Here is a 22,306-nt window from a genome sequence, read left to right as displayed (position 1 = left end):
GGCGGCCACCGCCGCCACCGCCTCGGGAACCGAGACCGGACGCTGGGAAAGCACGTCCGGATTCTCGCCGCCGCCCTCGAGCAGGGCCGCCAGCACGGCGGTCAGTTCGGTGGCGGACAGGCGGCCGAAGCGCTGCGGCAGCTGGCTCCAGTCGTCCAGCCGCAGCGCCGCCTCGATGCGGGCCAGGGCGCCCAGGGTCAGGCACAGGCGGCGCGGGGTCCCGGCCAGGGGGACGACGACCTCGCCGCGGGCGGGGTTGGGGGTGGGCATGGGGTTTCTCTAGATCGCCGTGAACGTCACCGCCCCGGCCGAGGCCAGGGACAGGGCGAACGCCGCCTCGCCGTCGTGCTCGCCGGCATATTCCAGGGCCGCCACCAGGAACGGCCCCTCCAGCTGCGCGAAGTCGGGGATCACCAGCCGCCAGGTGCGGGCGGTCTGGGCGAAGAAGCTGTCGCGCACGGCGGCGTCGGAGGCCGCATCGCGAAACACCCCCGCGCCCGAGACGGCGACCGAGCGCACGCCCGATCCGGCCAGCAGCTCGCGCCAGCGGCCCGTGCTGTCGCCGTCGGTGGCGTCGATGGTCGCGGCGTTGAGGCTGATGGCGCGGGCCCGCAGGCCGGCCACGGTGACGAAGGCCTGGGGCGCCCCGCCGTCGCCGATCTTCAGGAGGATGTCTTTGCCGGCTTGGGCGGCCATGGGGATTTCCTTTCTTCCTTCTCCCCTTGCGGGAGAAGGTGTCGGCCCCCCTGTTGAGGAATGGGCCGACGGATGAGGGGTCGTGCGGACGGATCGGGGAAACCCCTCATCCGACCGCCTTCGGCGGCCACCTTCTCCCGCAAGGGGAGAAGGAGATTCACATCGCTTCCGTCACCGCCCGCACCCGCAACACCCCGAGCGACAGCTCGCGGTCGGCGGCGCGGAAGACGTCGGCATAGGTGACGCGCAGGGTCACCAGCCGCCGGCCCTCGACCGGCGGCGCGGCGTTGTGCAGGGCGGCGCGGACGGCGGCGGTGACGGCTCGCGCCTCCTCCGGCCCGCCGAACTTCGAGGCGCAGGTCAGGGTGACCAGGTGCTCCAGGCCGTCAGCGTCCGGGCCGAACGGCCGGCTCTCCTGGCGGCTGACGATCACGCAGGGATAGGTCGGCCTGCGCGGCGGGTCGGCGTGGACGCGCTGGGCGACCAGGACGGCGACGGCCGGGGCGGCGCGCAGCGCGGCGACCACGGCGGCGGTCAGGGCCGCCTCGGGACCCAAATTCCCGGGGCCGCTCACAGCCGCGCCGTCCGGTAGGGGGCCAGCCAGGGTTCGACCAGGCCCGGCGGCGGCTCGGCGCCCGTCTCGGAAGACGGGCCGCGATGCTCGTAGGCGTGGGCGACCAGGGTCAGGACCGCCAGGCGCAGGGGCGCGGGACTGGCGGGGCTCAGGGCCAGGCCGACGGCCGCGGCGACCCGCGCCTCGGCGGCGTCGATCAGCAGGCCGACCAGGGCGTCCTCGGCGGCGTCGGCCACGCGCAGGAAGCCCTTGGCCTCGGCCAGGGTGACGGAGAGGGGCATGAGATTTTCCCGTTCCTTCTCCCCTTGCGGGAGAAGGTGTCGGCGCAGCCGACGGATGAGGGGTCGCGTGGCGTTTCGGGGCCGTTTGCGAAGCAGGTCGGACAGGTCTGAGAGACCCCTCATCCGACCTGCTTCGCAGGCCACCTTCTCCCGCAAGGGGAGAAGGAAAACCTAGCTCACCGCGAACTTCAGCAGCTTGATGGCGTCGAAATTCTGCACCCCGCCGCCGACCCGCTTGGTGGTGTAGAACAGCACGTGCGGCTTGGCCGAATAGGGGTCACGCAGCACCCGCACCCCGGCCCGGTCGACGATCAGGTAGCCCTTCTCGAAGTCGCCGAACGCCACGGCCAGGCCGTTGGCCGCGACGTCGGGCATGGCCTCGATCTCGGTGACCGGATAGCCCAGCAGCGACGCCGACTGCCCCGGCTGCAGGGCCGCGTTCCAGATGTAGTTGCCCTGGGCGTCCTTGAACTTGCGCACCGCGCTGACCGTGCGGCGGTTCATCACGAAGCGGCCGTTCTGGCGGTACTGGGTCTTGGCCGCGTAGATCAGGTCGATCAGCTTGTCGGTCGGGTTCGAGGCCGGCCAGGCGCCGGCCACGCCGGTGGCCAGGTAGCCGACCTGGCCCCAGGTGGCCGTCGCGTCGGCCGCGGCGGTGTAGGCCAGCAGGCCCTTGGGCTTGTTGACCCCGTCGCCGGCGACGAAGGCGGCGGTCTCCTGGGCGGCGAAGGCATCCTGCACCTCCTCGGCCAGCCACTCGTCGATGTTGACATAGGCGTCGTCGAGCAGGGCCTGGGTGGCGGCCGGGCTGGCGTAGAGCTCGCCGGCCGGGAAGTCGATCACGTCCAGGGTCGGCGGCGTGGTCTCCGGCCGGACGGCGGTCTCGGCCACCCAGCTGGCGGCCAGGCCGGCGGTCGACACCGGCTTGCGGAACGTGCCGGCCCCGATGGTCCGCACCTGGCAGATGTCGCGCATCGGGCTGGTGGCTTGAAGGCGGCGCAGGATCTGCCGCTCCAGCTCGGCCGGGGCGACATAGCCGCCGGCGCTGGCCACGCCTTCCGACAGGCCCTTGGCTTCGAGCAGGAGGGACGGCGTCTCGCCGGTCTTCATGTAGCGGTCGAAGGCGGCCTTGCGCTCGTCGACACGCGCCAGCGGCGTGTCACCGCCCAGCGTGGGTCGCCGGGCGTCGGCCAGCACCCGGTCCAGCCGCCCCTGCGCCTCGGAGACAGCCGCGTCGATGCGGGCGACCTTCTCCTCCAGCAGCACGTCGGCCCGCTTGGTCTCCAGCGCGGCCAGCCGCTGGTCGTTGGCGGCCTTGAAGCCCTCGAACGCCGCCAGCACCTCGTGCAAGGCGGCGCGGGCCTCCGGCGAGGCCGCGGCCTGTTTGGTTTCCTTCATGGGAATCTCCGAAAAAGCCCTTCCCCCTTGATGGGGGAAGGGTTGGGATGGGGGTGAACGCGAAGCGTTCGACCCGAGGCGGACGGGGATGAGGCGTCGGACGACCCGGGGTGTGGAACCGCCGTGGTCACCCCCATCCCCGACCCTTCCCCCATCAAGGGGGAAGGGAGATTGGTTCAGCCGGCGCGCCTGAGCCGCGCGCCCGGCAGCATCGGGAAGGTGACGATCGACACCTCCCACAGCTCGACCTCGCGCAGCACGCGCAGGCGGCCGGTCTCGTCGGGGCGAGCCTTCACGGCGCGGAAGCCGATCGACAGGCCGTCCAGCGCTCCGGCCTCGACCAGGGCGGCGACCAGGCGACCCCTTGGGGTCGTGCGGAGGATGCGGCCACGCACGTGGAGGCCCTTGGCGTCCTCGGTGATCGCGTCCCAGACGCCGACCGGCTCGGCGTCGTCGTGCTGGTGCAGCATCTTCACGCCGCCTGGGCCGGTGCGGGCCAGGCTGGTCTCGAAGGCGCCGGCGGCGGTGACGTCGTCGTTGAGGTCGCGGGTCCAGAACAGCGAGGCGTGGCCTTCGATGGGGAGGTCGGTTTCGGTCATGAAGGGACTCCTGCGGTGGCAAGTCGGGGCCCTACGGCCGGTCCAGCTTGGTCTCGATCCGGGCCAGCGAGGCCCGCGTGGCGTCGGCCTGGGTCTCCAGCCTGGCCAGCCGTTCGGCGACCGGGGCCTGGGCGTCGAGGCGCTGGCGCAGGTCGTCGATCCGCGCCGAGGCCCGCCCGGCCCACATCAGGGCGGCGGCGGCCTGCAGGGCGACGGCGATCAGCACGGCGACGGAGATCTGGCGATCGAGGCGCCAGCGGGTGGGTGAGGTTGTCATGGGTGTCTCCCTTCCCTCTCCCCTTGCGGGAGAGGGTGGCCCGCGCAGCGGGTCGGGTGAGGGGTCGATGGTGAGGTCAGCTGCTAGCGGCGTGGCGGTCGGGTCTGTGCGACCCCTCATCCGTCAGCTACGCTGACACCTTCTCCCGCAAGGGGAGAAGGAACAGATCAGCCCTCCAGCCCCGCCAGCCTTCTCCGCTCGTCGTCGGTCAGGAAGCTCGCCCCCTCCAGCCGCGCCCACAGGGCGTCGCGCTCGGCCGACAAGGCCGGCACGGCGTCCAGGTCGCAGCCGATCCGCGCGTCCGGGAACTTGGGCGCCAGCCACACCGACAGGGCCCGCGCCGCCCGCTCGGCCAGCGGGACCACGGTGTGGCGCCAGAACGCGCCGTTGGCCTCGCGATAGTTGGCGTAGGTCGCGTCGCCGGGCACGCCCAGCAGCTGCGGCGGCACGCCGAACGCCAGGGCGATCTCGCGGGCGGCGGCGTGCTTGCCGGCGATGAAGTCCATGTCGGCCGGGGTCAGCGACATCGGCCGCCAGTCCAGCCCGCCCTCCAGCAGCAGCGGCCGGCCGGCGTTGGCGGTCCCGGCGTGGGCGTCGCTGAGCTCGGCTTTCAGCCGCTCGAATTGCTCGACCGAGAGCCGGTCGCCCGCTTCGCGATTGGCGTAGACCAGGGCCCCGGACGGCCGGGCCGAATTGTCGAGCAGGGCCTTGTTCCAGGCCCCGGAGGCGTTGTGCACGTCGATGGCGAAGGCCGCCGCCTCCAGCGGCGAGAAGCCGTAGTGGTCGTCGGTGGGGTTGAACAGTTTCAGGTGCAGCACCGGCAGCCAGCCGGAGGGGTCGCGGCCGATCCGCGCCGTGCGGCCGGCGGCCTGGTAGTCGTAGGCCAGCGGCCAGCCGCGCGGGCCCGGGACCACGGTCATCCGGTCTGGGCGGAGGGCGTAGAGCTCGGAGGGGACGTCGGTTCCAGCGGCTTCCAGATAGCCGTTCCCCGCCACCTGCAGATGCCCGAAGAACGCCTCCATCAGGTCGGCCCCGCCCTGCTCGGGGTTGGGGGCCTGGAGCAGCTTGCGCAGCGGATGGTCGTCGGTGCGCCGGCCGCCGACGAACACCGCCAGCGGCACGGCCGCCGCGGCCTCGGCGATCATCCGCACGCAGCGATAGGCGATCGGGTTCTTGGCGAAGCCCTCCGACGCCAGGGCCGCATAGTCGCGCGGCGTCCAGCGCGGCCGGCCGGCCGTGGTGATGGCGATCAGCCGCGCGGCGCGGGAGTCCTTGGTCTCCGGCGCCATGGGGGACGGACGGCGGGGGCGGAACAGGGGCATGACGGGGCGCCTCGGAGGTTGAGAACGAATAGGGAACATGTTATGAGTGCGGGACGATCAACATCAGGTCCTCCCCCTGTGGGGGAGGCGGCCGAAGGCTGGTGGGGGGAGTGAAACGGCATGCGAGAACCCAAGGCGTTCATCACCAAGGCTCGCGAACTGAGGAAGGAAATGTCCGTGCCGGAACGGGTGCTGTGGTCGGCGCTGCGGGGTTCACGGCTCGACGGCCTGAGATTCCGCCGCCAACACCCGATGGGACCCTACGTGTTCGATTTCTTCTGTGCGTCTGCGCGGCTGGCGGTCGAGATCGACAGCTACGCCCATGAGGTCGGAGACCAGCCGCAACGGGACGCGGTGCGTGACGGCTGGATGGCGGAGCGAGGCGTTCGGACCCTGCGAATCCCGGCGCGATGGGTGCTGCAATCGGTAGACGGCGCGATCTCGGCCATCCGCGCCGATATTCAGGACCACTCCCCCCACCGGCCCTTTGGGCCGCCTCCCCCACAGGGGGAGGACCTATGGCTTCACGATCCTCCCCCTGTGGGGGAGGCGCCGGCGAAGCCGACGGAGGGGAGAGCAAGCTGACTCACAACACCGACAACCGCGGCCGCCTCCCCACCCCCAGCATCAACTCGCTCAGCGCCCAGACCAGGGCGTCGGCCCGGTCCGGGCTGTGGCCCAGGTCGCCCGAGCCCAGCGCCATCAGTTCCTCCTCCAGGGCCGGGAACGCCCCGCAGTGGACGACGCGGCCCTGTTCGTACAAGGCCGCCACCGGTTCGGCCCTGGCCCGCTTGCCGATCGAGGCCTTGACCAGCTTGACCGCGCAGGGCGGCGCGGCCTGGGCCAGGACGGCGCGGACCATGTCGCCGCCCTGGTTGGCCTCGGCCACCAGGGCGTCGGCGTTCCAGGCCACGGCGGCCTCGACGGCGCGGCGGGCCCAGCCGGCGGGCGACAGGCCGCGCGCCGTGCGGTCGGCCAGGACGAAGCCCCGGCCGTCGAACCGGCCGCAGACCACGATGCCGCAGGCGTCGCCGGTGGCGGTGGCCGGCGGGTCGACCGCCACCACCACCCGGTCGAAGGCGGCCGGCGGCGCGCCCCGACAGCGGGCCAGGTCCTGCGCCCGGAAGAGGCCGCCCTCGCCCTCGACGATCAGGCCGTCCAGCTCCTGGGCGGCCAGCCGCGTGCCGCCGTACAGGCCTTGCAGGGTGGCCAGGAAGGCCGGCGCCAGGTGGGCGGCGTTGGCCGCCGTCGGGGCGCGGGTCTGGGCCGTGCCCGGCTCGGCGATCAGGGTCCGCAGGGCGCGGATCGGCCGGGGCGTGGTGGTGACCACCAGGCGCGGGTCCTGGCCCAAGCGCAGGCCGAACCGCAGCATGGCCAGGGTCTCGGCCGGCTTGGGCCAGGCGCAGAACTCGTCGGCCCAGGCGGCGTGGAACTGCGGACCGCGCAGGCTGTCGGGATCCTCGGCCGAAAAGGCCTGGGCGACGGCGCCGTTCTTCCAAACCAGGCGCTTGCGGGTGGCTTCCCAACGCGGCCGCTCGCCGGTCGGGAACAGCGACTTGAGGCCCGAAGGCCCCTCGATCATCACCTCACGGACGTCGTGGAAGGTAGGGCCGACCAGGGCGAGGTTGCAGGGTCCCGTCGCCAGCCCGGCGATCCAGGAGGCCCCGGCGAAGGTCTTGCCCGCGCCGCGACCGCCGAGGAACAGCCAGGTGGTCCAGGGATCAGGCGGGGGCTTCTGGTGCAGCGCCGACGCCGGCCGCAAGGCCGCCTTCAGCGCCGCCAGCCGCGACATGACCGTCTCTTCCACGGCTTCCCTTAGCTTCCCGTTGCGCCGCAAGAGCAGCCAGTCGTCGATCGATCTCGTGATAGAGGGCATCGACGCGTTCGGGGGTGCGACCGGTGTCGTCATCCATTTCCATCTCCTCGGGGGCTTCGACGTCGTTCTCGTTGGCGGCGATGGTGGCCCGCGCCGACGCCTTGGCGACCTCGGCCTCCAGGATCGCCAGGCCGCCGAGCACTTTCTGGCCTTGAGCGTGGAAGGCGCTGACGCGACACCCTTCCAGCGACGCGCGGCCAAGGAGCTTCAGTTGCGCCTCGTCGCCGCGCTGGTCGGCGCTGTCGTCGATCTTGATGACCAGATCGGCGTAGCGTTCGACGATCAGGTGGGCGATCTTCGCCATCAGCGCTTCGGGCTTCATCTCGCTTCTCCCGGCCATGACACAAAGATACGGGAGCAGCGGGCGCCGCTGATAAGTTTGGGTCGAGAAAGTTTAGAGCTCTGATTTCGCTGGCGTTCGTGCGCTGGCCGCCGAGGACGGGCGGCGCTCTATCCCCGTGAAGGGGCGTCGCGGACGTCGAACGGACCAACCACTTTGGCTCGGCGCCTCAGTCTTTGAGCCAGAACGCCGTCTCCCTGGCGGCGGTGGCGCAGAAGCGAGGCGTGCGCTTGCCGTCCGGCCCGTCGCACCAAGCCGCCGTGGCGCGCGGCCCCTCATTGGATTGATAGCTCACCCTTGCCACGTCGATGATCGCGTAGCGGTCGGCGCCGGAGGCCGGCTCATTGATCCAGGTCAGGTTGAGGGCCGCCATGCCGTCGTCCAGCTTCGTGAAGGCATAGAGGGTGGTCATGAACCGCTGGTCCGCCTTCAGGGCCACGGCGCGATCCGCCACCGCCCCGACCACCTGGGCGGCGGTCCGGACGTGGACCAGCTCGTTCTCCTCCGGGCTCTGGCCCAGCGGGTAGGCGATCTTGTCGAACGGCGAGGGGCGTTGCTGGATTTCGCCCATGAACCCGTCGGACAGCATCCGCGACGCGGTGGCGAAGCGCCGGTAGTCGTCACGCGGCCCCCAGGGGCAGCCGACCACCGACCAGGACGCGCCTTCGGTAGTCATGATCAGCGACTTGATCAGCACCGCCGGGTGGGCCGGATGGCCAAAGCGGGTGAAGATGTAGAGCTCGCCGGAGCCCTCCAGGGCGTAGACCTTCACCTTGGCCCACAGCGTTGGCCGGGTTGGATCGGCGCCGACGGTCGTCGGTTGCACCGCCTCGTAGCCCGAAAGCCCCCACGCGTGCTGTTTGGCGTACGTCTCGAAGGCGGCATAGCCCGCCCCGCAGTTCGGCCGCGACATGTCGACCCAGCCAGATCCGGTCGGAAAGGGCTGGAACGGCTTATCCTGCTTCGGCTCGCAACTCGCCGCCAGCAGGCCGGAGGCGACGACGAGCATCAGACGGAAATAACGGAAATAGTTGAGACGCCCCATGCGTCCAGAAGACGCGACAGCAGCGCTTGGCGCAAGACCGAAGCGACCTCGCCCCCACGCCTTGGGGGCTGCTCTAGCGTCCAAACCCCTCACCCTCCCATGCTGCGCATGGGCCCTTCCCTCTCCCTCTGGACGGCGCTCTATCCCCGTGAAGGGCGCCGTGGGCGGAGTTGGGGACACACACTCACGGCCAGGCGCGGGCCAGGCTGGCGAAAGCCATGGGGTGAGTGTGTGTCCCCGGGGCGGCCCGCTGGCGGATGGCGGATGGCGGACCAGCGGGAAAACCGCCTAAGCTTGGCCATCGAAAGCTTCCGAGGGAATTTTCATGGGCAGCATGTCTTGGATCCACTGGCTCGTCGTCGGCCTTGCTCTGTTGGCCACGGGCTTCGTCCTGGGCTTCCCCGCCGCACGGATCCTCCGCCGCGCCGGCTTTTCGCCCTGGTGGTCGTTCCTGGTGCTGGTCCCCTACCTCAACGTCGTGGCGTTGTGGGTATTCGCCTTTGTCCGCTGGCCGCTCGAGACCGTGGCCGTAGCCAGCCCCCCTCAGTCCTCCGGGTCGTAGATCACGTCGCTCTTGTCGTACATCAGGTCCTCGGCCACGAAGTCCATGGCGTCCTCGGCGTCGACGAACGACAGCTCCGACACCGTCTGGTCGCGCACCGAGATCCCGGCCTTGTGGACGCTGTCGGGGTCGCCGGTGATCAGCGGGTGCCAGCTGGGCAAGGCCTTGCCCTCGTGCAGCCGGCGATAGGCGCAGGACGGCGGCATCCATTCCAGGTTCTCGATGTTGTGCGGCGTCAGCTTGATGCAGTCGGGCACGGTCTTGCGGCGGTTCGCATAGTCCTTGCAGGTGCAGCGGTGCTCGTCGAACAGCTGGCAATGCACCCGCGTGGGGATGATCTCGCCGGTGTCTTCGTCTTCGAAGCGAACCAGGCAGCAAAGGCCGCAGCCATCGCATAGGCTCTCCCACTCGGGGACAGTCATCTGGTTTAGGGACTTCGTCTCCCAGAAAGGTTTGCGCGCCATCATCGCGGCGTCCTAAACCCAATCGCCGCCAATACCAAACGGGACCATGGGGCCGACGTGAACGACTGGACGCTGCCGCCCTACCGGTTCGACGACAAGGACGGGCCCCCCAAGCCCCCGCCCCCGCCGCAATTCGGGGCCGTGCCGCCGCCTCCGCCGCCGCCCGAACCGCCGCCCCGGCCCTCTCGCGAGCCTGGGCCGGAGGAGCCGTTCCGCGCGGATTTGAAGCATGCCAAGGCCAAGAAAAGCCGGTGGATCTGGTGGACCCTGGCCGTCGTGGTGCTGCTGGGCCTGGCCAGCGCCGCCGGCGGGGTCGGCTATGTGTGGTGGAAGTACCTGCGCGACACCCCGACCCTGCCGTCGCGCGAGGCGCTGTTCGCCGTCAACCGCGCCCCGGGCATCCGCTTCGAGGACCGCAACGGCCAGGTGATCGCCAGCCGCGGCCCGCGCTACGGCCAGCGCATCACCCTGGCCGGGGTGCCCAACTACCTGCCGCTGGCCTTCATGGCCGCCGAGGACAAGCGCTTCTACAAGCACGGGGCCATCGACCCCTACGGCATCGTCCGCGCGGCCTGGGTCAACCACCGGGCCGGCCGCACCGTGCAGGGCGCTTCGACCCTGAGCCAGCAGCTGGCCAAGGGCCTGTTCCTGACCCCCGACCGCACCGTGAAGCGCAAGCTTCAGGAAATGCTGATGGCCCATCGGCTGGAGAAGGTGCTGACCAAGGACGAGGTGCTGGAGCTCTACCTGAACCGGGTGTTCTTCGGGGCCAACACCTTCGGGGTCGACGGGGCCAGCCGCACCTATTTCGGCAAGCCGGCCAGCGACCTGACCCTGTCGGAATCGGCCCTGCTGGCGTCGCTGCCCAAGGCCCCCTCGCGCCTGGCCCTGACCCGCGACATGAGCGGCGCCCTGGCCCGTTCGCGGCTGGTGCTGGCCAACATGCGCAAGGAGGGCTGGATCACCGCCGAGCAGGAGAGCCAGGCCCTGGACGACACCCCAAGGCTTTCTCCATTGGCCGTGGCCGACGAGGGCGATTACGGCTGGGTGCTGGACTACGCCACCACCGAGGCGGTGCGCATCGCCGGCCAGAACGCCCCCGACCTGGTGGTGCGGCTGACCATCGACCCGCGCCTGCAGCATGTGGGCGTCGAGACCGTCCGCGAGGCGATCCGGCTGGGCGGCGAGAGCGCCGGGGCCCGCCAGGCGGCCCTGCTGTCGCTGTCGTCCGACGGGGCCGTGCGGGCCATGGTCGGCGGCACGGACTATATCGAGAGCCCGTTCAACCGGGCCGTCCAGGCCCGCCGCCAGCCGGGCTCGACCTTCAAGCCGTTCGTCTACGCCGCCGCCCTGGAGAAGGGCGTGCTGCCCACCGACATCCGGGTCGACGAGCCGGTGCGGTTCGGCGACTGGGCGCCCGAGAACTACGCCGGCGGCTATCGCGGTCCGATGACCGTGCAGGCCGCCCTGGTCAATTCGATCAACACCATCGCCGTCAAGCTGGCCCAGGAGGCCGGCGGCCCGGCGATCGGCGACCTGGCCCGACGGTTCGGGATCACCAGCCTGCCGTCCAACCCCGACCTGTCGGTGGCGCTGGGGGCCTATGAGGTGAACCTGCTGCAGCTGACCTCGGGCTTCCAGGTGTTCCAGCAGGGCGGAAACCGCGTCGAGCCCTATGTCATCGAGAGCATCGCCACCCAGGACGGCACGCCGATCTTCAGCCACGCCGTCCCCGCCACGCCGGTCAGCGTCTACGACATCAGCAAGGCCAGCATGATGGTCAAGATGATGAAGAAGGTGGTCGAGGTCGGCACCGCCAAGCGGGCCGCGTTCGGCTGGCCGGCGGCCGGCAAGACCGGCACCAGCCAGAACTGGCGCGACGCCTGGTTCGTGGGCTTCACCGCCGACTACGTCACCGGCGTCTGGGTCGGCAACGACGACGACAAGCCGATGAACAAGGTGGTCGGCGGCGACATCCCGGCCAGCATCTGGCGGCGGTTCATGCTCAGCGCCCACGAGGGCCTGGCGATCAAGGACTTCCCCTGGCTGCTGCCCGACCCCGCGCCGCTGTCCTCGCCCGACCCGCGCAACGGCTTCTACGAGACCCTGTCGGCGGAGTTCGCCCGCGCGGCCTCGGAGCTGGAGCCGACCGCCGAGCCGGAAGCGCCCACCCCGGCCTCGCCGCCGGAACAGCTGCCCTACTAGGCTTCACCAGACCGCTGGGGACACACACTCCCCCTGCCGCCCGCGCCGGTTCGACAAGGGTGGTGGGGTGAGTGTGTCCCCGTCCGCACCCCAAGCGGGCGCGCGCCCTCGCGGCGGCTCGATTCATCGAGCTTCGCCGAAACCATATCGACTTTCGATGAAGGTATCCGTTCAAATACTTACCGATGCGCAATGGTATCGATAAGGTTACAGCGTTCCACGAACCAAGATACTACGGTCAAGCTTACATATCGCCGTTATTTTTGCCTTCACGTTTCCCACAGGAAACTAAAATGACTTAATCCCGCCCCATTCAAGCGGAGCCGTTGCTTGGATGTGACAGTTCAAGACATATTGATTACACGACTGTCTCGGCCGTTGACTGACAGCTTAAGCGGCCTATCCCAAACGCAACCGAAGCTCCCCAGGGGCTCTCGGGAAACCTGAAGCTGACAGGGCCGCGGACGGGCAGGTCGATCGACCCCAACCCCGCGCGCTCGGAGGGACCGGACATGAAATTCCAGATCACACGCGGGCGCCTGCTCGCGACGACGATGATGGTGGGGGTCGCCTTCGCCGGCTTCGCCGCCAACGCCCAGACCGCGCAACCCGCCCAAACCGCCCCGGTCGCCACCGCCCCGGCCGATAACGAAGTCGAAGCCGTGGTCGTCACCGGTTCGCTGCTGCGTCGCACCGACACCGCGACCCCGTCGCCGGTCACCATCCAAACCACCGACGCGCTGAAGGCCCAGGGCATCACCACGATCGCCGACGCGATCCGCAGCCTGTCGGCCGACAACTCGGGCTCGATCCCGGCCGCCTTCGGCAACGGCTTCGCCGCCGGCTCGACCGGCGTGTCGCTGCGCGGCCTGTCGGTCAACTCGACCCTGGTGATGATCGACGGCCTGCGCAACGCCAACTACCCGCTGGCCGACGACGGCCAGAAGGCGTTCGTCGACCTGAACAGCATCCCGTTCAACGCGGTCGAGCGCATCGAGACCCTGAAGGACGGAGCCTCGTCGCTGTACGGCGCCGACGCCATCGGCGGCGTCGTCAACATCATCATGAAGTCGAACTACCAGGGCATGAGCGCCGACGCCTCGATCGGCACCAGCGAGCACGGCGGCGGCGACCAGTACCGCTTCAACGCCGACATCGGCCACGGCGACCTGGATACCGACAAGTACAACCTGTACGCCGACTTCGAGTACCAGCTGGACAAGCGCATCCGCATCGACCAGCGCGGCTTCCCGTTCAACACCAACGACCTGACCTCGATCCCCGGCGGCCAGAACAACAACCCGCAGGCCGGCGGCAGCACCTTCTACGGCAACGTCAAGCCGGCCATCCTGACCGAAGCCGGCAACTTGGCCAGCGGCCAGGCGATCGGCGGCGTGGGCAACGAATGGCGCCCGCTGCGCGCCTGCGCCCCCAACGCCCCGCTGACCGTCGACGACCGCATCGACGACGCCACCGGCCAGTCGATCGGCTCCTACTGCGCCCAGAACATCGCCACCTTCGGCGACATTCAGCCCAAGCAGGAGCGCATCGCCACCTATGGTCGCTTCACGATCAAGCCGAACGACAACCTCGAGGCCTATCTCAGCGGCAGCTTTGTGCAGAGCAAGACCTCGGTCACCGGCACCCCGGTCACCATCTCGTCCAGCACCCCGCACAACCTGAGCAACCTGGTCCTGCCGATCACCCTGACCGACGGCACCCTGAACCCGAACAACCCGTTCGCGGCGGCCGGTCAGTACGCCCTGATCAAGTACCGCTTCAGCGACCTGCCGGCCAATGCCGAGTACACCAACCGCATGGCCCGCATGGTCGGCGGCGTGAAGGGTTCGGCCTATGACTGGAACTACCAGGCCAACCTGGTGATCGCCCACGGCTGGCTGGAAAGCGAGCAGAACGGCTTCGTCAGCTACAACAACCTGATGAAGGTGATCGCCGACGGCTCGTACAACTTCATCGACCCGTCCAAGAACAGCGCCGCCGCTCGCAAGGCCCTGTCGCCGGTCCTGGCCAAGACCTCGACCTCGGACCTCGACTCGATCAGCGTCCAGGCCTCGCGCAGCGTGTTCTCCCTGCCGGGCGGCGACGCCCAGCTGGGTCTCGGCGGCGAGTTCCGCTACGAGGCGACCAACGATCCGGCCCTGAACCCGGTCAACGACGCCCAGGGCCTGGGCAACGCCCGCACCATCGGCAACCGCACCGTCGCCTCGGCCTTCGCCGAGCTGGGCATGCCGATCGTCGACAAGCTGGAAGTCAACGTCTCGGGTCGCTACGACCACTATTCCGACTTCGGCGACAACTTCTCGCCGAAGCTGGGCGTGAAGTTCTCGCCCACCAAGGAAATCGCGCTGCGCGGCACGGTCTCCAAGGGCTTCCGCGCCCCCAGCTTCTCGGAATCGGGCGACTCCGCCGCCCAGGGCTTCACGACCTTCTCGTTCCAGGACGCGCAGTTCGACGCCTTCCGCGCCGCCCACGGCGACAACGAGTACACCAAGGACTACTCGCTCTCGCAGATCACCACGGCCAATCCGGACCTGAAGCCGGAAAAGTCGACCAGCTACACCTTCGGCGCGGTCTGGGCCCCGACCCGGAACTTCAGCGTCTCGCTGGACTACTACCACATCAAGAAGAAGGACGTGATCGCCCAGGCCGCCCCGGGCGCGGCGCTCGACGCCTACTACGCGGGCGAAGCCATCCCGGCCGGCTACACGATCGTCGCCGACGCGGTCGACCCCGATCACCCGACCGCCCAGCGCCGCGTGCTCTCGGTCGCCTCGCCCTACATCAACGCCGACTCGCTGGTGACCAGCGGTCTGGACCTCAACGTCCAGGCCAGCTTCTACCTGCCCTACGACGTGAAGTGGACGACCAACCTCGACGCCACCACCCTGTTCGACTTCAAGTACACGCAGGACGGCACGACCTATAACTACGTCGGCAAGGAAGCGCCGTACGCCCTGTCCTCGGGCGCCGGCACCCCGAAGAACCGCCTGTCGTGGAGCAACACCTTCGAGCACGGTCCCATCCACGTGACCGGCACGATGAACTATGTCAGCGGCATGCGGGAAGTCGACGACAGCGCCGCCAACGGCTGCCTGTACGGCGACGCCGACTTCTACTGCCGCGTGAAGTCGTTCACGACGGTGGACCTGTCCGGCGCCTACGACGTCACCGAAAAGGCCAGCGTCTACGCCGACGTCATGAACCTGTTCGACGCCGGCCCGATGTTCAACCCGGCCAACTACGCCGCGGTGAACTGGAACCCGACCTACTCGCAGTCGGGCATCGTGGGCCGCTACTTCCGGGTGGGCGTCCGCCTGAAGTACTAGGATCTCGCTTACGGGATCATCAGTGCGATCCCGATGAGATAGAGGGGCCGTCCACAAGGGCGGCCCCTTTTTCTTTGGGCGGGGGATCTGGGAAAGCTGACGGGGACACACACTCGCTCCTCGCCCCCAGCCATCGTTGCAGTGTGGTTTGAGGGAGTGTGTGTCCCCAACCAACCAACTCACATGTCCAATTGACATCGGGAGCAGAAAAGAACAAATATAGAACAAACCTGCATAGGACATCCCATGCCTAGAGCGGCGCGCGTGGTGTTTCCCGGAACGCCGCATCACGTCACCCAGCGCGGAAATCGCCGCCAAACGACGTTCTTCAACGCAGCGGACTACGCGACCTATCTCGACCTGGCTGCTGAAGCCTTCATCGAGGCCAAGGTCGAGGTTTGGGCCTATTGCCTGATGCCCAATCACGTCCACCTGATCGCAACACCGTCGACCGAGAAAGGTCTGGCCGAGGCTGTCGGGGCGACGCACCTCCGCTACACGCGCTACATCAACCGCCGCGAGGGTTGGAGCGGCTACTTATGGCAGGGCCGGTTCTCGTCGTTTCCCATGGACGAGCCATATCTGCGCTTGTGCGCCCGTTATGTCGGGCTCAATCCGGTCCGCGCCGGCCTCGCCGCCAGGGCGGTCGATTGGCCTTGGTCAAGCGTGCGAGCGCACTTGGCTGCTTGCCCCGACCCCGTACTCACACCGGCTCCGCTGTCTGATCTGCTGGGCAAGGACATGGCCAACTTCTTCGAGCTCGACGTTGGAGCGGAAGGTCGGTGGGTTTTACAGAACGCGACACGCACGGGACGCCCACTCGGCTCCAAGGCGTGGGTCGATGCGATAGGCCGCGGATAGGTTTGGGGACACACACTCACCCTCGACGCCCTGCCAACCGACCACCGATCGTGGTGTGAGTGTGTGTCCCCGCCCGCAATGTCCCCGTCACCATCCACTCACTCTCAAATCCCCGCCAGCAGGCCGAAGCCTTGCCGTGAGTGTATGTCCCCGCCTTTGGCCGCCCCTCCAAGAATTCCGCCCGCCCCCTCGCCTCGCCTGCTATAGGCCCCCATCTCCTCCCCTTTCCCGCCGACAGCAGACCCCACCGATCATGGCTTCCCCGACTCGCGCCCCTGTCCTCGCCCTCAAGGACGTCCGTCTCGCCGACGGCGCCAAGCCGCTGTTCGACGGCGTCGACCTGGCCCTGGAGCCGCGGATCCGCGCCTGCCTGGTGGGCCGCAACGGGGCCGGCAAGTCGACCCTGCTGAAGATCCTGGCCAACCAGGGCGTCGAGCCCGACAGCGGCGAGCGCTCGGCCCAGCCGGGGTCGAAGATCGTCTATGTCAGCCAGGAGCCGGAGATCACCGGCGAGACCCTGCTCGACTACTGCACGGCCGGCGGGGCCGAGGACTACGAGGCCCACGCCACCCTGGCCGACTTCGGCCTGGACTACGCCAAGAGCACCCAGGGCCTGTCGGGCGGCGAGCGCCGCCGCGCGGCCCTGGCCCGGGCGTTCGCCGAACAGCCCGACGTGCTGCTGCTGGACGAGCCGACCAACCACCTGGACATCTTCGCCATCCAGACCCTGGAAGAGGAACTGGCCGGCTCCAAGTGCGCGGCCCTGATCGTCAGCCACGACCGCGCCTTCCTCAACCGCGTCACCCAGCGGACCTTCTGGCTGGAGCACCGCAAGGTGCGCCGCCTGGACAAGGGCTTCCACGAGTTCGAGGTCTGGAGCGAGCAGGTGCTGGCCGCCGAGGCCGACGAGGAGCGCCGGCTCAACAAGCAGCTGGAGAAGGAAAACGCCTGGCTGGCGCGGGGCGTCCAGGGCCGCCGGGCCCGCAACGAGGGCCGCCGCCGCGCCCTGCTGGAGCTGCGCGGCCAGAAGAAGGACCTGCAGTCCGACAAGCGCGGCAGCATGACCATGGCCGTGGAGTCCTCGGGGACCTCGGGCAAGAAGGTGGTCGAGGCCAAGCACGTCACCAAGAAATTCGGCGATCGGGTGATCATCGAGGACTTCTCGACCCGCATCCTGCGCGGCGACCGCGTGGCCCTGGTCGGTCCCAACGGGGCGGGCAAGACCACCCTGGTGCGGATGCTGCTGGGCGAGATCCCGATCGACTCCGGCAGCGTCAAGCTGGGGACCAATCTCGAGATCTCCTATGTCGACCAGAACCGCATGGCGCTGTCGGAGAAGATGACCCTGTGGGACTTTCTCACCCCCGGCGGCGGCGACTCGATCCTGGTGCGCGGCCAGCCCAAGCACGTGGCCGGCTACGCCAAGGAGTTCCTGTTCACCGAGGCCCAGCTGCGCCAGCCGGTCACCAGCCTGTCGGGCGGCGAACGCAACCGCCTGCTGCTGGCCCGCGCCCTGGCGACGCCGACCAACCTGATGGTGCTGGACGAACCGACCAACGACCTGGACATGGACACCCTCGACCTGCTCGAGGAACTGCTGGCCGATTTCGAGGGAACCCTCATTCTCGTCAGCCACGACCGCGACTTCATCGACCGCCTGGCCACCTCGACCATCGCCATGAACGGCCACGGCAAGGTGCTGGAGACCCCGGGCGGCTGGACCGACCTGATCGACCAGAACCCGGACTTCTTCAAAGGCGCTCGTGGCGCAGCAGGCGACTTCGCCACCGGCACGGGCTCGAACAAGGCGGTGATCACCCCGTCGGCCCCGCCCGCCCCCAAGAAGACCGTCAAGCTGTCCTACAAGGACCAGCGCCGGCTCGAGGAATGCGAGGCCCTGGTGGCCGCCAGCCCGAAGATCATCGCCGACATCGAGGCCAAGCTGGCCGATCCGGGCTTCTACGCCCGCGACCCCAAGGGCTTCGACGCGGTGATGAAGTCCCTCGACAAGGCCCGCGCCGACCTGGCCCAGGCCGAGGAGGACTGGCTGGCGCTGGAGGAAAAGCGCGAGGCGATGGCCGTATAATCACCCTCTCCCAGCGGGAGAGGGAGGGGCCCGCCGCGTAGCGGTGGGAGGGTGAGGGATTACACCCTCACCGTTTTCACACCGCCGCAAAACCATCGTCATCCCCCGACTTGTTCGGGGGACCCAAGCCGCGCTGGCCAGTCGTCGTTCTGAGCATCAGCTTGGGTCCCCCGCATGAAGCGGGGGATGACGACCTTATTGGAATTGGGGACGGAACGGCGGGCGCCGCCGGCACGCCGTCGGACGCCTTACCCCCTCACCCTCCCATTGCTGCGCAATGGGCCCCTCCCTCTCCCCATGGGAGAGGGTCCGGAAACGCTAATCGTGCAGCGGCGCCTCTTGCCGCCGCCCTGACTGGTCCGACATCGTGGCGCCGACCGAGGCGGCGATGACGAAGGCGATGGCCAGCCACTGGCGGGCGACCAGTTGCTCGCCCAGGAGCAGCAGCCCGGCCATAGCGCCGACCGCCGGCTCCAGGCTCAGCATCACCCCGAAGCTGCGTTTCGAGATGCCGCGCATGGCGACCATCTCCAGCGAATAGGGCAAGGCGCTGGAGACCAGGGCCACCACCAGGCCCAGGCCGATGGCGGTGGGATCGAGCAGCCGGGCCCCGGCCGCGACGATCCCGAACGGGGCGATGATCAGGGCCGCCGTCAGCATGCCCAGGGCCACCGACTGGCCGCCGTGCAGGTGTCCGGTCCGCTGGCCCGCCACGATGTAGAGCGCCCAGAACACCGCCGCCGCCGCCGCGAACGCCACCCCGACCGGGTCGAGGTTGAGGCTGGAATCCCCCAGCGGCAGCAGCAGGGCCAGGCCCACCACGGCCAGGCCGATCCAGGCGAAGTGGCTGAGGCGGCGGGCGTGCAGCAGGGCCAGGCTCAGCGGCCCGGTGAACTCGATGGCGATGGCCAGGCCCAGCGGGATCGTGCGGATCGCCATGTAGAAGCACAGGTTCATCGCCCCCATCACCGCGCCGTAGAAGACCACGGCCAGCAGGTCCTTGCCGGCCAGCGGCGTGCGCCACGGCCGCCAGACCAGGCACAGCACCAGGGCGGAAAAGCCGACCCGATAGGCGCTGGTCCCCTGGGCTCCGACCAGCGGGAACAGCGACTTGGCCAGCGACGTCCCGGCGCACAGCGAGACCATCGCCCCCAGCAGGCACACATAGGGCAGGAAGGCGGCGAGCCGCGAAGGGGCGGTGCGGGACATGGTCGAGGTTCTAGCAGGAACCGGGCGGCGGGACATGCCCACGCCGCGCCCCGTCACTCGGCCCGGTCACTCGGGCTCGTCGGGCGCGCTGAGGTCGGCGGGGTCCAGGTCATAGTCCAGCAGGTCGCCGGGCCGGCACTCCAGCGCCGCGCAGAGCCGGGCCAGGGTGCGGAAGCGGATGCCCTTGATCTTGCCGGAGCGGAACAGCGACAGCTGGGTCTCGCTCAGCCCGACCGTCGCGGCCAGGTCACGCGCCTTCAGGCCCTTCCTCACGATCAGGGCGTCCAGGGTCACGCGAACGGGCATCAGATCATCTCGTCGAGTTCGGCCTGGACCCGACTGGCCTGGTCCGCGACCCGGCCCAACAGGAACAGGGCGCCGCCGATCATGCCCAAGGTCATGCCGGGCACGTCGAAGTGCAGATAGCCGCCCGTGCCGGGCTTGACCAGCCTGAGCAAGTTGACGACCAGGAACACGCTGGCCAGGCCGCCGAGGCCCAGGGCGATCCCGACCCGCCGCAGGGCCGAGGCCAGGGTCGGCTGGATCAGCCGCCCCTTCGACAATTGCCCCATCGCCCGGCCGATCGACCAGACGGCGAACAGGTAGAAGGCCGCCGGGAGGTTCCAGATGGTGTCGGCCAGCACCTCGAGGCCCGAGAACGCCATCCCATCCCGTCGCCACAGGATCAGCGGCCGCACCCAGCCGGCCAGCGCCAGCAGGGTCCCGACGCTGACGACCATGAACACCGCCAGCCCGCGGAACTGGCCGCACCTGCGGCGGAAACGGTCCATGTCGCTCTGGCTCACCTGGGTCCTCCGGTCACGCCGATCCTGTCAGATCTTTAATCTTGACTTAAAGACGCGCGGTTCGCAACTTTATCTCTAACTTAAACGAAACGAGCCCCGCGAGCATGTCCGCCGCCATCCAGACCCACGGACTGACCCGTCGCTTCGGCCGACGCCTGGCCGTCGACGCCGTGTCCATGACCGTGCCCGAGCGGGCCGTGTACGGCTTCCTGGGCCGCAACGGCGCGGGCAAGACCACGACCCTGAAGATGGTGCTGGGCCTGATCCGGCCCAGCGGCGGCGTGGCGCGGGTGTGCGGCGTCGGCGTCGCCCGCGACCGCATCGGGGCGGCCCGCCAGGTGGGGGCGCTGCTCGAGGCCCACGGCTTCTACGTCAACCTGACCGGGCGCGAGAACCTGGCGCTGACGGCCACCCTGCTCGGCGCGCCGGCCGGCGAGATCGACCGGGTGCTGGAGGTCGTCGAGATGCGGCGCGAGGCGGCGCGGCGGGTGTCGGACTATTCGCTGGGCATGCGCCAGCGCCTGGGCCTGGCCCGCGCCATGCTCGGCGCGCCGCCGGTGCTGGTGCTGGACGAGCCGACCAACGGCCTGGACCCGGACGGCATCGCCGACATGCGCCGCTTCCTGAGGAGCCTGCCCGAGCGGACGGGCGCGACCGTGCTGCTGTCCAGCCACCTGCTGGGCGAGATCGAGCAGACCGCCACCCATATCGGCATCGTCAGCCAGGGCCGGCTGGTGCTGGAGGGCGAGCTGACGCGGCTGAAGGCCGACCTGGCCCCCGAGATCGCCCTGCGCACCAGCGACAACCGGCGCGCCGCCCTGTTGCTGCGCGACCACCACCTGGCCCCGACCCAGGTCGGCGAGGACCTCTGGGCCCGCCTGCGGCCCGGCGACGACGTCGACCGCGCGGCCGCCGCCCTCAACCAGGCCCTGGTCCAGGCCGGGCTGTCGGTGTTCGCCATCGGCGCGCGCGACCCGTCCCTGGAGGACATCTATCGCCGGGTCGCGGCCCCCGTCCCCGCGCCCGCCCAACGCCGACCGGAGATCGCCTGATGCTCGCCGTCCTGTCCGTCGAAGCCCGCAAGCTCAACCGCTCGCTGGCCGTGTGGCTGGCCGTGGCCGCCCCGGCGCTGATCGCCGTCTTCATGTTCTTCAACCTGCTCAGGGGCCATGCCCCCCGGCCGTGGGCGGTGTGGATGCAGGCCTCGACCGGCGTCTGGGCGTTCTTCATGCTGCCGATGAGCGTCACGGCCCTGACCGCCCTGGTGGCCCACATGGAGCACGGGCCGCGGGCCTGGGACCACCTGCGGGCCCTGCCGGTGGCGCGCTGGAAGATCTACGCCGCCAAGGCGCTGTGCGTACTGGGCGTCGTCGCGGCGATGAGCGTCCTGAACCTGCTGCTGACCTGGGGCGCGGTGCGCGCCGCGGTCGCGGTCAAGCCGGTGCTGGCCCCGACCGGGGCGCCGGACCTGGCCGGCCAGATGGCGCTGGTCGGCAAGGTGGTGGCGGCCGCCACCCTGCTGACCGCCATCCAGCTGTGGACCGCCCTGCGCTATTCCAGCTTCGTGCCGGCCCTGGCCCTGGGCATCGGCGGGACGTTCTTCTCGGTGGTCGCCACGGCGGCCAAGCCCGGGGTGTTCTTCCCCTGGCAGATGCCGGTCAACATGCTGTCGTCCGAGCCCTGGCGTGTGAGCACGGCCCTCTGTCTCGGCGGCGGCCTGGGAACGCTGGCCCTGGTCCTGGCCGTCGCCCACCTGGCGCGGCGCGAGGTGCTCTAGGTCCGCCGCCGCCTCAGAACGCCTCGTCTTCCTCGACGCCCTCTTCCTCCTCGCCGCCCATGGCCGCTTCCAGGCTCTCGATGATGTCGTCCATCTGGGCCGGGGTGATCTCGACATAGAGGGCGTCGCCGCCGACCGCCGAGACCAGCAGGCGGTAGCCGTTCTCGGTCTCGTGCAGGCTGAAGGTTTCGAGGGACTGCAGCTTGGCCATGGCGGGTTCCGGGCGTTCGGGAATGGGAAGGCGGGGATATAGGCGCGTCCGGGCGATTTCGCCATGGAGGGTGGGCGGATGGCGGGCGGATGGCGGGCGGATGGCGGGCGGATGGCGGGCGGACGCCCTACCTCTCGCACTCTACATCCGTCATCCCCCGCTTTATGCGGGGGACCCAAACGGGGTCGGCCGCATCGTCGAGCCCGGCTTGGGTCCCCCGAACAAGTCGGGGGATGACGGGGAAAGGGGGCGTGGGATTGGCGATTGAAGCCCAGCCCCCTACCGCCGGTACAGATAATCCGCCGGCAGGCCCATCCGCTGGCAGGCCTCGACCGCCGGCGTGCCGCGCACCGGCAGGCGGTCGGCGGCC

General features: G+C 69.6%; 24 protein-coding genes. 8 read left to right on the top strand and 16 right to left on the bottom strand.

The window, feature by feature from the left end; genetic code table 11:
- From PMI01_RS16975 to PMI01_RS16940, 8 genes are all read right to left on the bottom strand, one after another.
- Positions 1 to 270: GTA-gp10 family protein (locus PMI01_RS16975; protein ID WP_007671568.1), on the bottom strand; the 270-nt coding region annotated here is incomplete at its 3' end.
- Between the two features lie 9 nt (positions 271 to 279).
- Positions 280 to 696, bottom strand: a complete 417-nt coding sequence (locus tag PMI01_RS16970) for a phage major tail protein, TP901-1 family (RefSeq protein WP_007671566.1) — start codon at positions 694 to 696, stop codon at positions 280 to 282.
- 157 nt (positions 697 to 853) lie between these two features.
- Positions 854 to 1,270 (bottom strand): DUF3168 domain-containing protein, encoded by a 417-nt coding sequence (locus tag PMI01_RS26750; RefSeq protein WP_007671565.1) that lies wholly within the window; start codon positions 1,268 to 1,270, stop codon positions 854 to 856.
- Positions 1,267 to 1,551, bottom strand: a complete 285-nt coding sequence (locus PMI01_RS26745) for a head-tail connector protein (protein WP_007671564.1) — start codon at positions 1,549 to 1,551, stop codon at positions 1,267 to 1,269. Before PMI01_RS26745 ends, PMI01_RS26750 begins: the two co-directional genes overlap by 4 nt.
- Positions 1,552 to 1,722: 171 nt before the next feature.
- Positions 1,723 to 2,949 carry a phage major capsid protein gene (locus PMI01_RS16955; protein ID WP_007671563.1) on the bottom strand — a complete coding sequence of 409 codons (1,227 nt, stop codon included), beginning with the start codon at positions 2,947 to 2,949 and terminating at the stop codon, positions 1,723 to 1,725.
- 176 nt (positions 2,950 to 3,125) lie between these two features.
- Positions 3,126 to 3,548, bottom strand: a complete 423-nt coding sequence (locus PMI01_RS16950; protein ID WP_007671562.1) for an HK97 family phage prohead protease — start codon at positions 3,546 to 3,548, stop codon at positions 3,126 to 3,128.
- A gap of 31 nt (positions 3,549 to 3,579) precedes the next feature.
- The gene (locus tag PMI01_RS16945; protein WP_007671561.1) at positions 3,580 to 3,825 is read right to left on the bottom strand and encodes a hypothetical protein; all 246 of its coding nucleotides are present in this window, start codon (positions 3,823 to 3,825) and stop codon (positions 3,580 to 3,582) included.
- A gap of 167 nt (positions 3,826 to 3,992) precedes the next feature.
- Complete coding sequence (locus PMI01_RS16940; RefSeq protein ID WP_238537076.1) at positions 3,993 to 5,186, bottom strand: phage portal protein; 1,194 nt, start codon at positions 5,184 to 5,186, stop codon at positions 3,993 to 3,995.
- 81 nt (positions 5,187 to 5,267) lie between these two features.
- On the opposite strand from PMI01_RS16940, the gene PMI01_RS16935 reads away from it, so the two are divergent.
- Positions 5,268 to 5,732 (top strand): endonuclease domain-containing protein, encoded by a 465-nt coding sequence (locus tag PMI01_RS16935; RefSeq protein ID WP_007671559.1) that lies wholly within the window; start codon positions 5,268 to 5,270, stop codon positions 5,730 to 5,732.
- 1 nt (position 5,733) lies between these two features.
- Here the strand turns inward: PMI01_RS16935 and PMI01_RS16930 are convergent, their stop codons facing one another.
- The 3 genes from PMI01_RS16930 to PMI01_RS16920 all read right to left on the bottom strand — a co-directional run bounded on the left by PMI01_RS16930 (position 5,734) and on the right by PMI01_RS16920 (position 8,408).
- Positions 5,734 to 6,939, bottom strand: coding sequence for a DNA-packaging protein (locus tag PMI01_RS16930; protein ID WP_035036814.1), 1,206 nt, complete (start codon positions 6,937 to 6,939; stop codon positions 5,734 to 5,736).
- Complete coding sequence (locus PMI01_RS26740) at positions 6,869 to 7,345, bottom strand: hypothetical protein (RefSeq protein WP_007671557.1); 477 nt, start codon at positions 7,343 to 7,345, stop codon at positions 6,869 to 6,871. The genes PMI01_RS16930 and PMI01_RS26740 overlap by 71 nt, the downstream gene beginning before the upstream one ends.
- Before the next feature lie 187 nt (positions 7,346 to 7,532).
- The gene (locus tag PMI01_RS16920) at positions 7,533 to 8,408 is read right to left on the bottom strand and encodes a hypothetical protein (RefSeq protein WP_007671556.1); all 876 of its coding nucleotides are present in this window, start codon (positions 8,406 to 8,408) and stop codon (positions 7,533 to 7,535) included.
- A 325-nt stretch (positions 8,409 to 8,733) separates the two neighbouring features.
- On the opposite strand from PMI01_RS16920, the gene PMI01_RS16915 reads away from it, so the two are divergent.
- Positions 8,734 to 8,970 carry a hypothetical protein gene (locus tag PMI01_RS16915; RefSeq protein WP_007671555.1) on the top strand — a complete coding sequence of 79 codons (237 nt, stop codon included), beginning with the start codon at positions 8,734 to 8,736 and terminating at the stop codon, positions 8,968 to 8,970.
- On the opposite strand, the gene PMI01_RS16910 is transcribed toward PMI01_RS16915, so the two are convergent.
- Positions 8,952 to 9,437, bottom strand: a complete 486-nt coding sequence (locus PMI01_RS16910; protein WP_007671554.1) for a YcgN family cysteine cluster protein — start codon at positions 9,435 to 9,437, stop codon at positions 8,952 to 8,954. The two genes, PMI01_RS16915 and PMI01_RS16910, sit on opposite strands and share 19 nt — an antisense overlap.
- A 54-nt stretch (positions 9,438 to 9,491) precedes the next feature.
- Here PMI01_RS16910 and PMI01_RS16905 point away from each other — a divergent pair, with 54 nt between their 5' ends.
- The 4 genes from PMI01_RS16905 to PMI01_RS16890 all read left to right on the top strand — a co-directional run bounded on the left by PMI01_RS16905 (position 9,492) and on the right by PMI01_RS16890 (position 17,933).
- A complete protein-coding gene (locus tag PMI01_RS16905; RefSeq protein WP_007671553.1) occupies positions 9,492 to 11,639 on the top strand; it encodes a multimodular transpeptidase-transglycosylase PbpC in 2,148 nt (715 codons plus the stop codon).
- A gap of 512 nt (positions 11,640 to 12,151) precedes the next feature.
- On the top strand, positions 12,152 to 14,986 hold the full coding sequence (locus PMI01_RS16900) for a TonB-dependent receptor plug domain-containing protein (protein WP_007671552.1): 2,835 nt from the start codon (positions 12,152 to 12,154) through the stop codon (positions 14,984 to 14,986).
- Positions 14,987 to 15,232: 246 nt separating this feature from the next.
- Positions 15,233 to 15,847: a transposase gene (locus PMI01_RS16895; RefSeq protein WP_007671551.1), complete on the top strand. Its 615-nt coding sequence runs from the start codon at positions 15,233 to 15,235 to the stop codon at positions 15,845 to 15,847.
- A 253-nt stretch (positions 15,848 to 16,100) separates the two neighbouring features.
- Positions 16,101 to 17,933 carry an ABC-F family ATP-binding cassette domain-containing protein gene (locus tag PMI01_RS16890; RefSeq protein WP_007671550.1) on the top strand — a complete coding sequence of 611 codons (1,833 nt, stop codon included), beginning with the start codon at positions 16,101 to 16,103 and terminating at the stop codon, positions 17,931 to 17,933.
- A gap of 318 nt (positions 17,934 to 18,251) precedes the next feature.
- Here PMI01_RS16890 and PMI01_RS16885 read toward each other — a convergent pair whose 3' ends face one another.
- The 3 genes from PMI01_RS16885 to PMI01_RS16875 form a co-directional block, all read right to left on the bottom strand.
- Positions 18,252 to 19,142, bottom strand: a complete 891-nt coding sequence (locus tag PMI01_RS16885) for an EamA family transporter (RefSeq protein WP_007671549.1) — start codon at positions 19,140 to 19,142, stop codon at positions 18,252 to 18,254.
- Positions 19,143 to 19,208: 66 nt separating this feature from the next.
- A complete protein-coding gene (locus PMI01_RS16880) occupies positions 19,209 to 19,448 on the bottom strand; it encodes a helix-turn-helix domain-containing protein (protein ID WP_007671548.1) in 240 nt (79 codons plus the stop codon).
- Complete coding sequence (locus PMI01_RS16875) at positions 19,448 to 19,948, bottom strand: hypothetical protein (RefSeq protein WP_035036810.1); 501 nt, start codon at positions 19,946 to 19,948, stop codon at positions 19,448 to 19,450. The genes PMI01_RS16880 and PMI01_RS16875 overlap by 1 nt, the downstream gene beginning before the upstream one ends.
- Before the next feature lie 104 nt (positions 19,949 to 20,052).
- On the opposite strand from PMI01_RS16875, the gene PMI01_RS16870 reads away from it, so the two are divergent.
- A complete protein-coding gene (locus tag PMI01_RS16870) occupies positions 20,053 to 21,000 on the top strand; it encodes an ABC transporter ATP-binding protein (RefSeq protein ID WP_007671546.1) in 948 nt (315 codons plus the stop codon).
- Positions 21,000 to 21,725: an ABC transporter permease gene (locus tag PMI01_RS16865; protein WP_007671545.1), complete on the top strand. Its 726-nt coding sequence runs from the start codon at positions 21,000 to 21,002 to the stop codon at positions 21,723 to 21,725. Before PMI01_RS16870 ends, PMI01_RS16865 begins: the two co-directional genes overlap by 1 nt.
- A gap of 13 nt (positions 21,726 to 21,738) precedes the next feature.
- Here PMI01_RS16865 and PMI01_RS16860 read toward each other — a convergent pair whose 3' ends face one another.
- A complete protein-coding gene (locus PMI01_RS16860; RefSeq protein WP_007671544.1) occupies positions 21,739 to 21,936 on the bottom strand; it encodes a hypothetical protein in 198 nt (65 codons plus the stop codon).
- Between the last annotated feature and the right edge of the window lie 370 nt (positions 21,937 to 22,306).

It is taken from the genome of Caulobacter sp. AP07 (assembly GCF_000281955.1).
GTDB lineage: Bacteria > Pseudomonadota > Alphaproteobacteria > Caulobacterales > Caulobacteraceae > Caulobacter.
This window is presented reverse-complemented; position numbering and strand designations above follow the sequence as displayed.

Bases quoted from the DNA above. Each gene is read 5' to 3' on its own strand.
- PMI01_RS16970 (WP_007671566.1), bottom strand. From the start codon at position 696: ATGGCCGCCCAAGCCGGCAAAGACATCCTCCTGAAGATCGGCGACGGC.
- PMI01_RS26745 (WP_007671564.1), bottom strand. From the start codon at position 1,551: ATGCCCCTCTCCGTCACCCTGGCCGAGGCCAAGGGCTTCCTGCGCGTG.
- PMI01_RS16955 (WP_007671563.1), bottom strand. From the start codon at position 2,949: ATGAAGGAAACCAAACAGGCCGCGGCCTCGCCGGAGGCCCGCGCCGCC.
- PMI01_RS16950 (WP_007671562.1), bottom strand. From the start codon at position 3,548: ATGACCGAAACCGACCTCCCCATCGAAGGCCACGCCTCGCTGTTCTGG.
- PMI01_RS16945 (WP_007671561.1), bottom strand. From the start codon at position 3,825: ATGACAACCTCACCCACCCGCTGGCGCCTCGATCGCCAGATCTCCGTC.
- PMI01_RS16940 (WP_238537076.1), bottom strand. From the start codon at position 5,186: ATGTTCCCTATTCGTTCTCAACCTCCGAGGCGCCCCGTCATGCCCCTG.
- PMI01_RS16935 (WP_007671559.1), top strand. From the start codon at position 5,268: ATGCGAGAACCCAAGGCGTTCATCACCAAGGCTCGCGAACTGAGGAAG.
- PMI01_RS16930 (WP_035036814.1), bottom strand. From the start codon at position 6,939: ATGTCGCGGCTGGCGGCGCTGAAGGCGGCCTTGCGGCCGGCGTCGGCG.
- PMI01_RS26740 (WP_007671557.1), bottom strand. From the start codon at position 7,345: ATGAAGCCCGAAGCGCTGATGGCGAAGATCGCCCACCTGATCGTCGAA.
- PMI01_RS16920 (WP_007671556.1), bottom strand. From the start codon at position 8,408: ATGGGGCGTCTCAACTATTTCCGTTATTTCCGTCTGATGCTCGTCGTC.
- PMI01_RS16915 (WP_007671555.1), top strand. From the start codon at position 8,734: ATGGGCAGCATGTCTTGGATCCACTGGCTCGTCGTCGGCCTTGCTCTG.
- PMI01_RS16910 (WP_007671554.1), bottom strand. From the start codon at position 9,437: ATGATGGCGCGCAAACCTTTCTGGGAGACGAAGTCCCTAAACCAGATG.
- PMI01_RS16900 (WP_007671552.1), top strand. From the start codon at position 12,152: ATGAAATTCCAGATCACACGCGGGCGCCTGCTCGCGACGACGATGATG.
- PMI01_RS16895 (WP_007671551.1), top strand. From the start codon at position 15,233: ATGCCTAGAGCGGCGCGCGTGGTGTTTCCCGGAACGCCGCATCACGTC.
- PMI01_RS16890 (WP_007671550.1), top strand. From the start codon at position 16,101: ATGGCTTCCCCGACTCGCGCCCCTGTCCTCGCCCTCAAGGACGTCCGT.
- PMI01_RS16885 (WP_007671549.1), bottom strand. From the start codon at position 19,142: ATGTCCCGCACCGCCCCTTCGCGGCTCGCCGCCTTCCTGCCCTATGTG.
- PMI01_RS16880 (WP_007671548.1), bottom strand. From the start codon at position 19,448: ATGCCCGTTCGCGTGACCCTGGACGCCCTGATCGTGAGGAAGGGCCTG.
- PMI01_RS16870 (WP_007671546.1), top strand. From the start codon at position 20,053: ATGTCCGCCGCCATCCAGACCCACGGACTGACCCGTCGCTTCGGCCGA.
- PMI01_RS16865 (WP_007671545.1), top strand. From the start codon at position 21,000: ATGCTCGCCGTCCTGTCCGTCGAAGCCCGCAAGCTCAACCGCTCGCTG.
- PMI01_RS16860 (WP_007671544.1), bottom strand. From the start codon at position 21,936: ATGGCCAAGCTGCAGTCCCTCGAAACCTTCAGCCTGCACGAGACCGAG.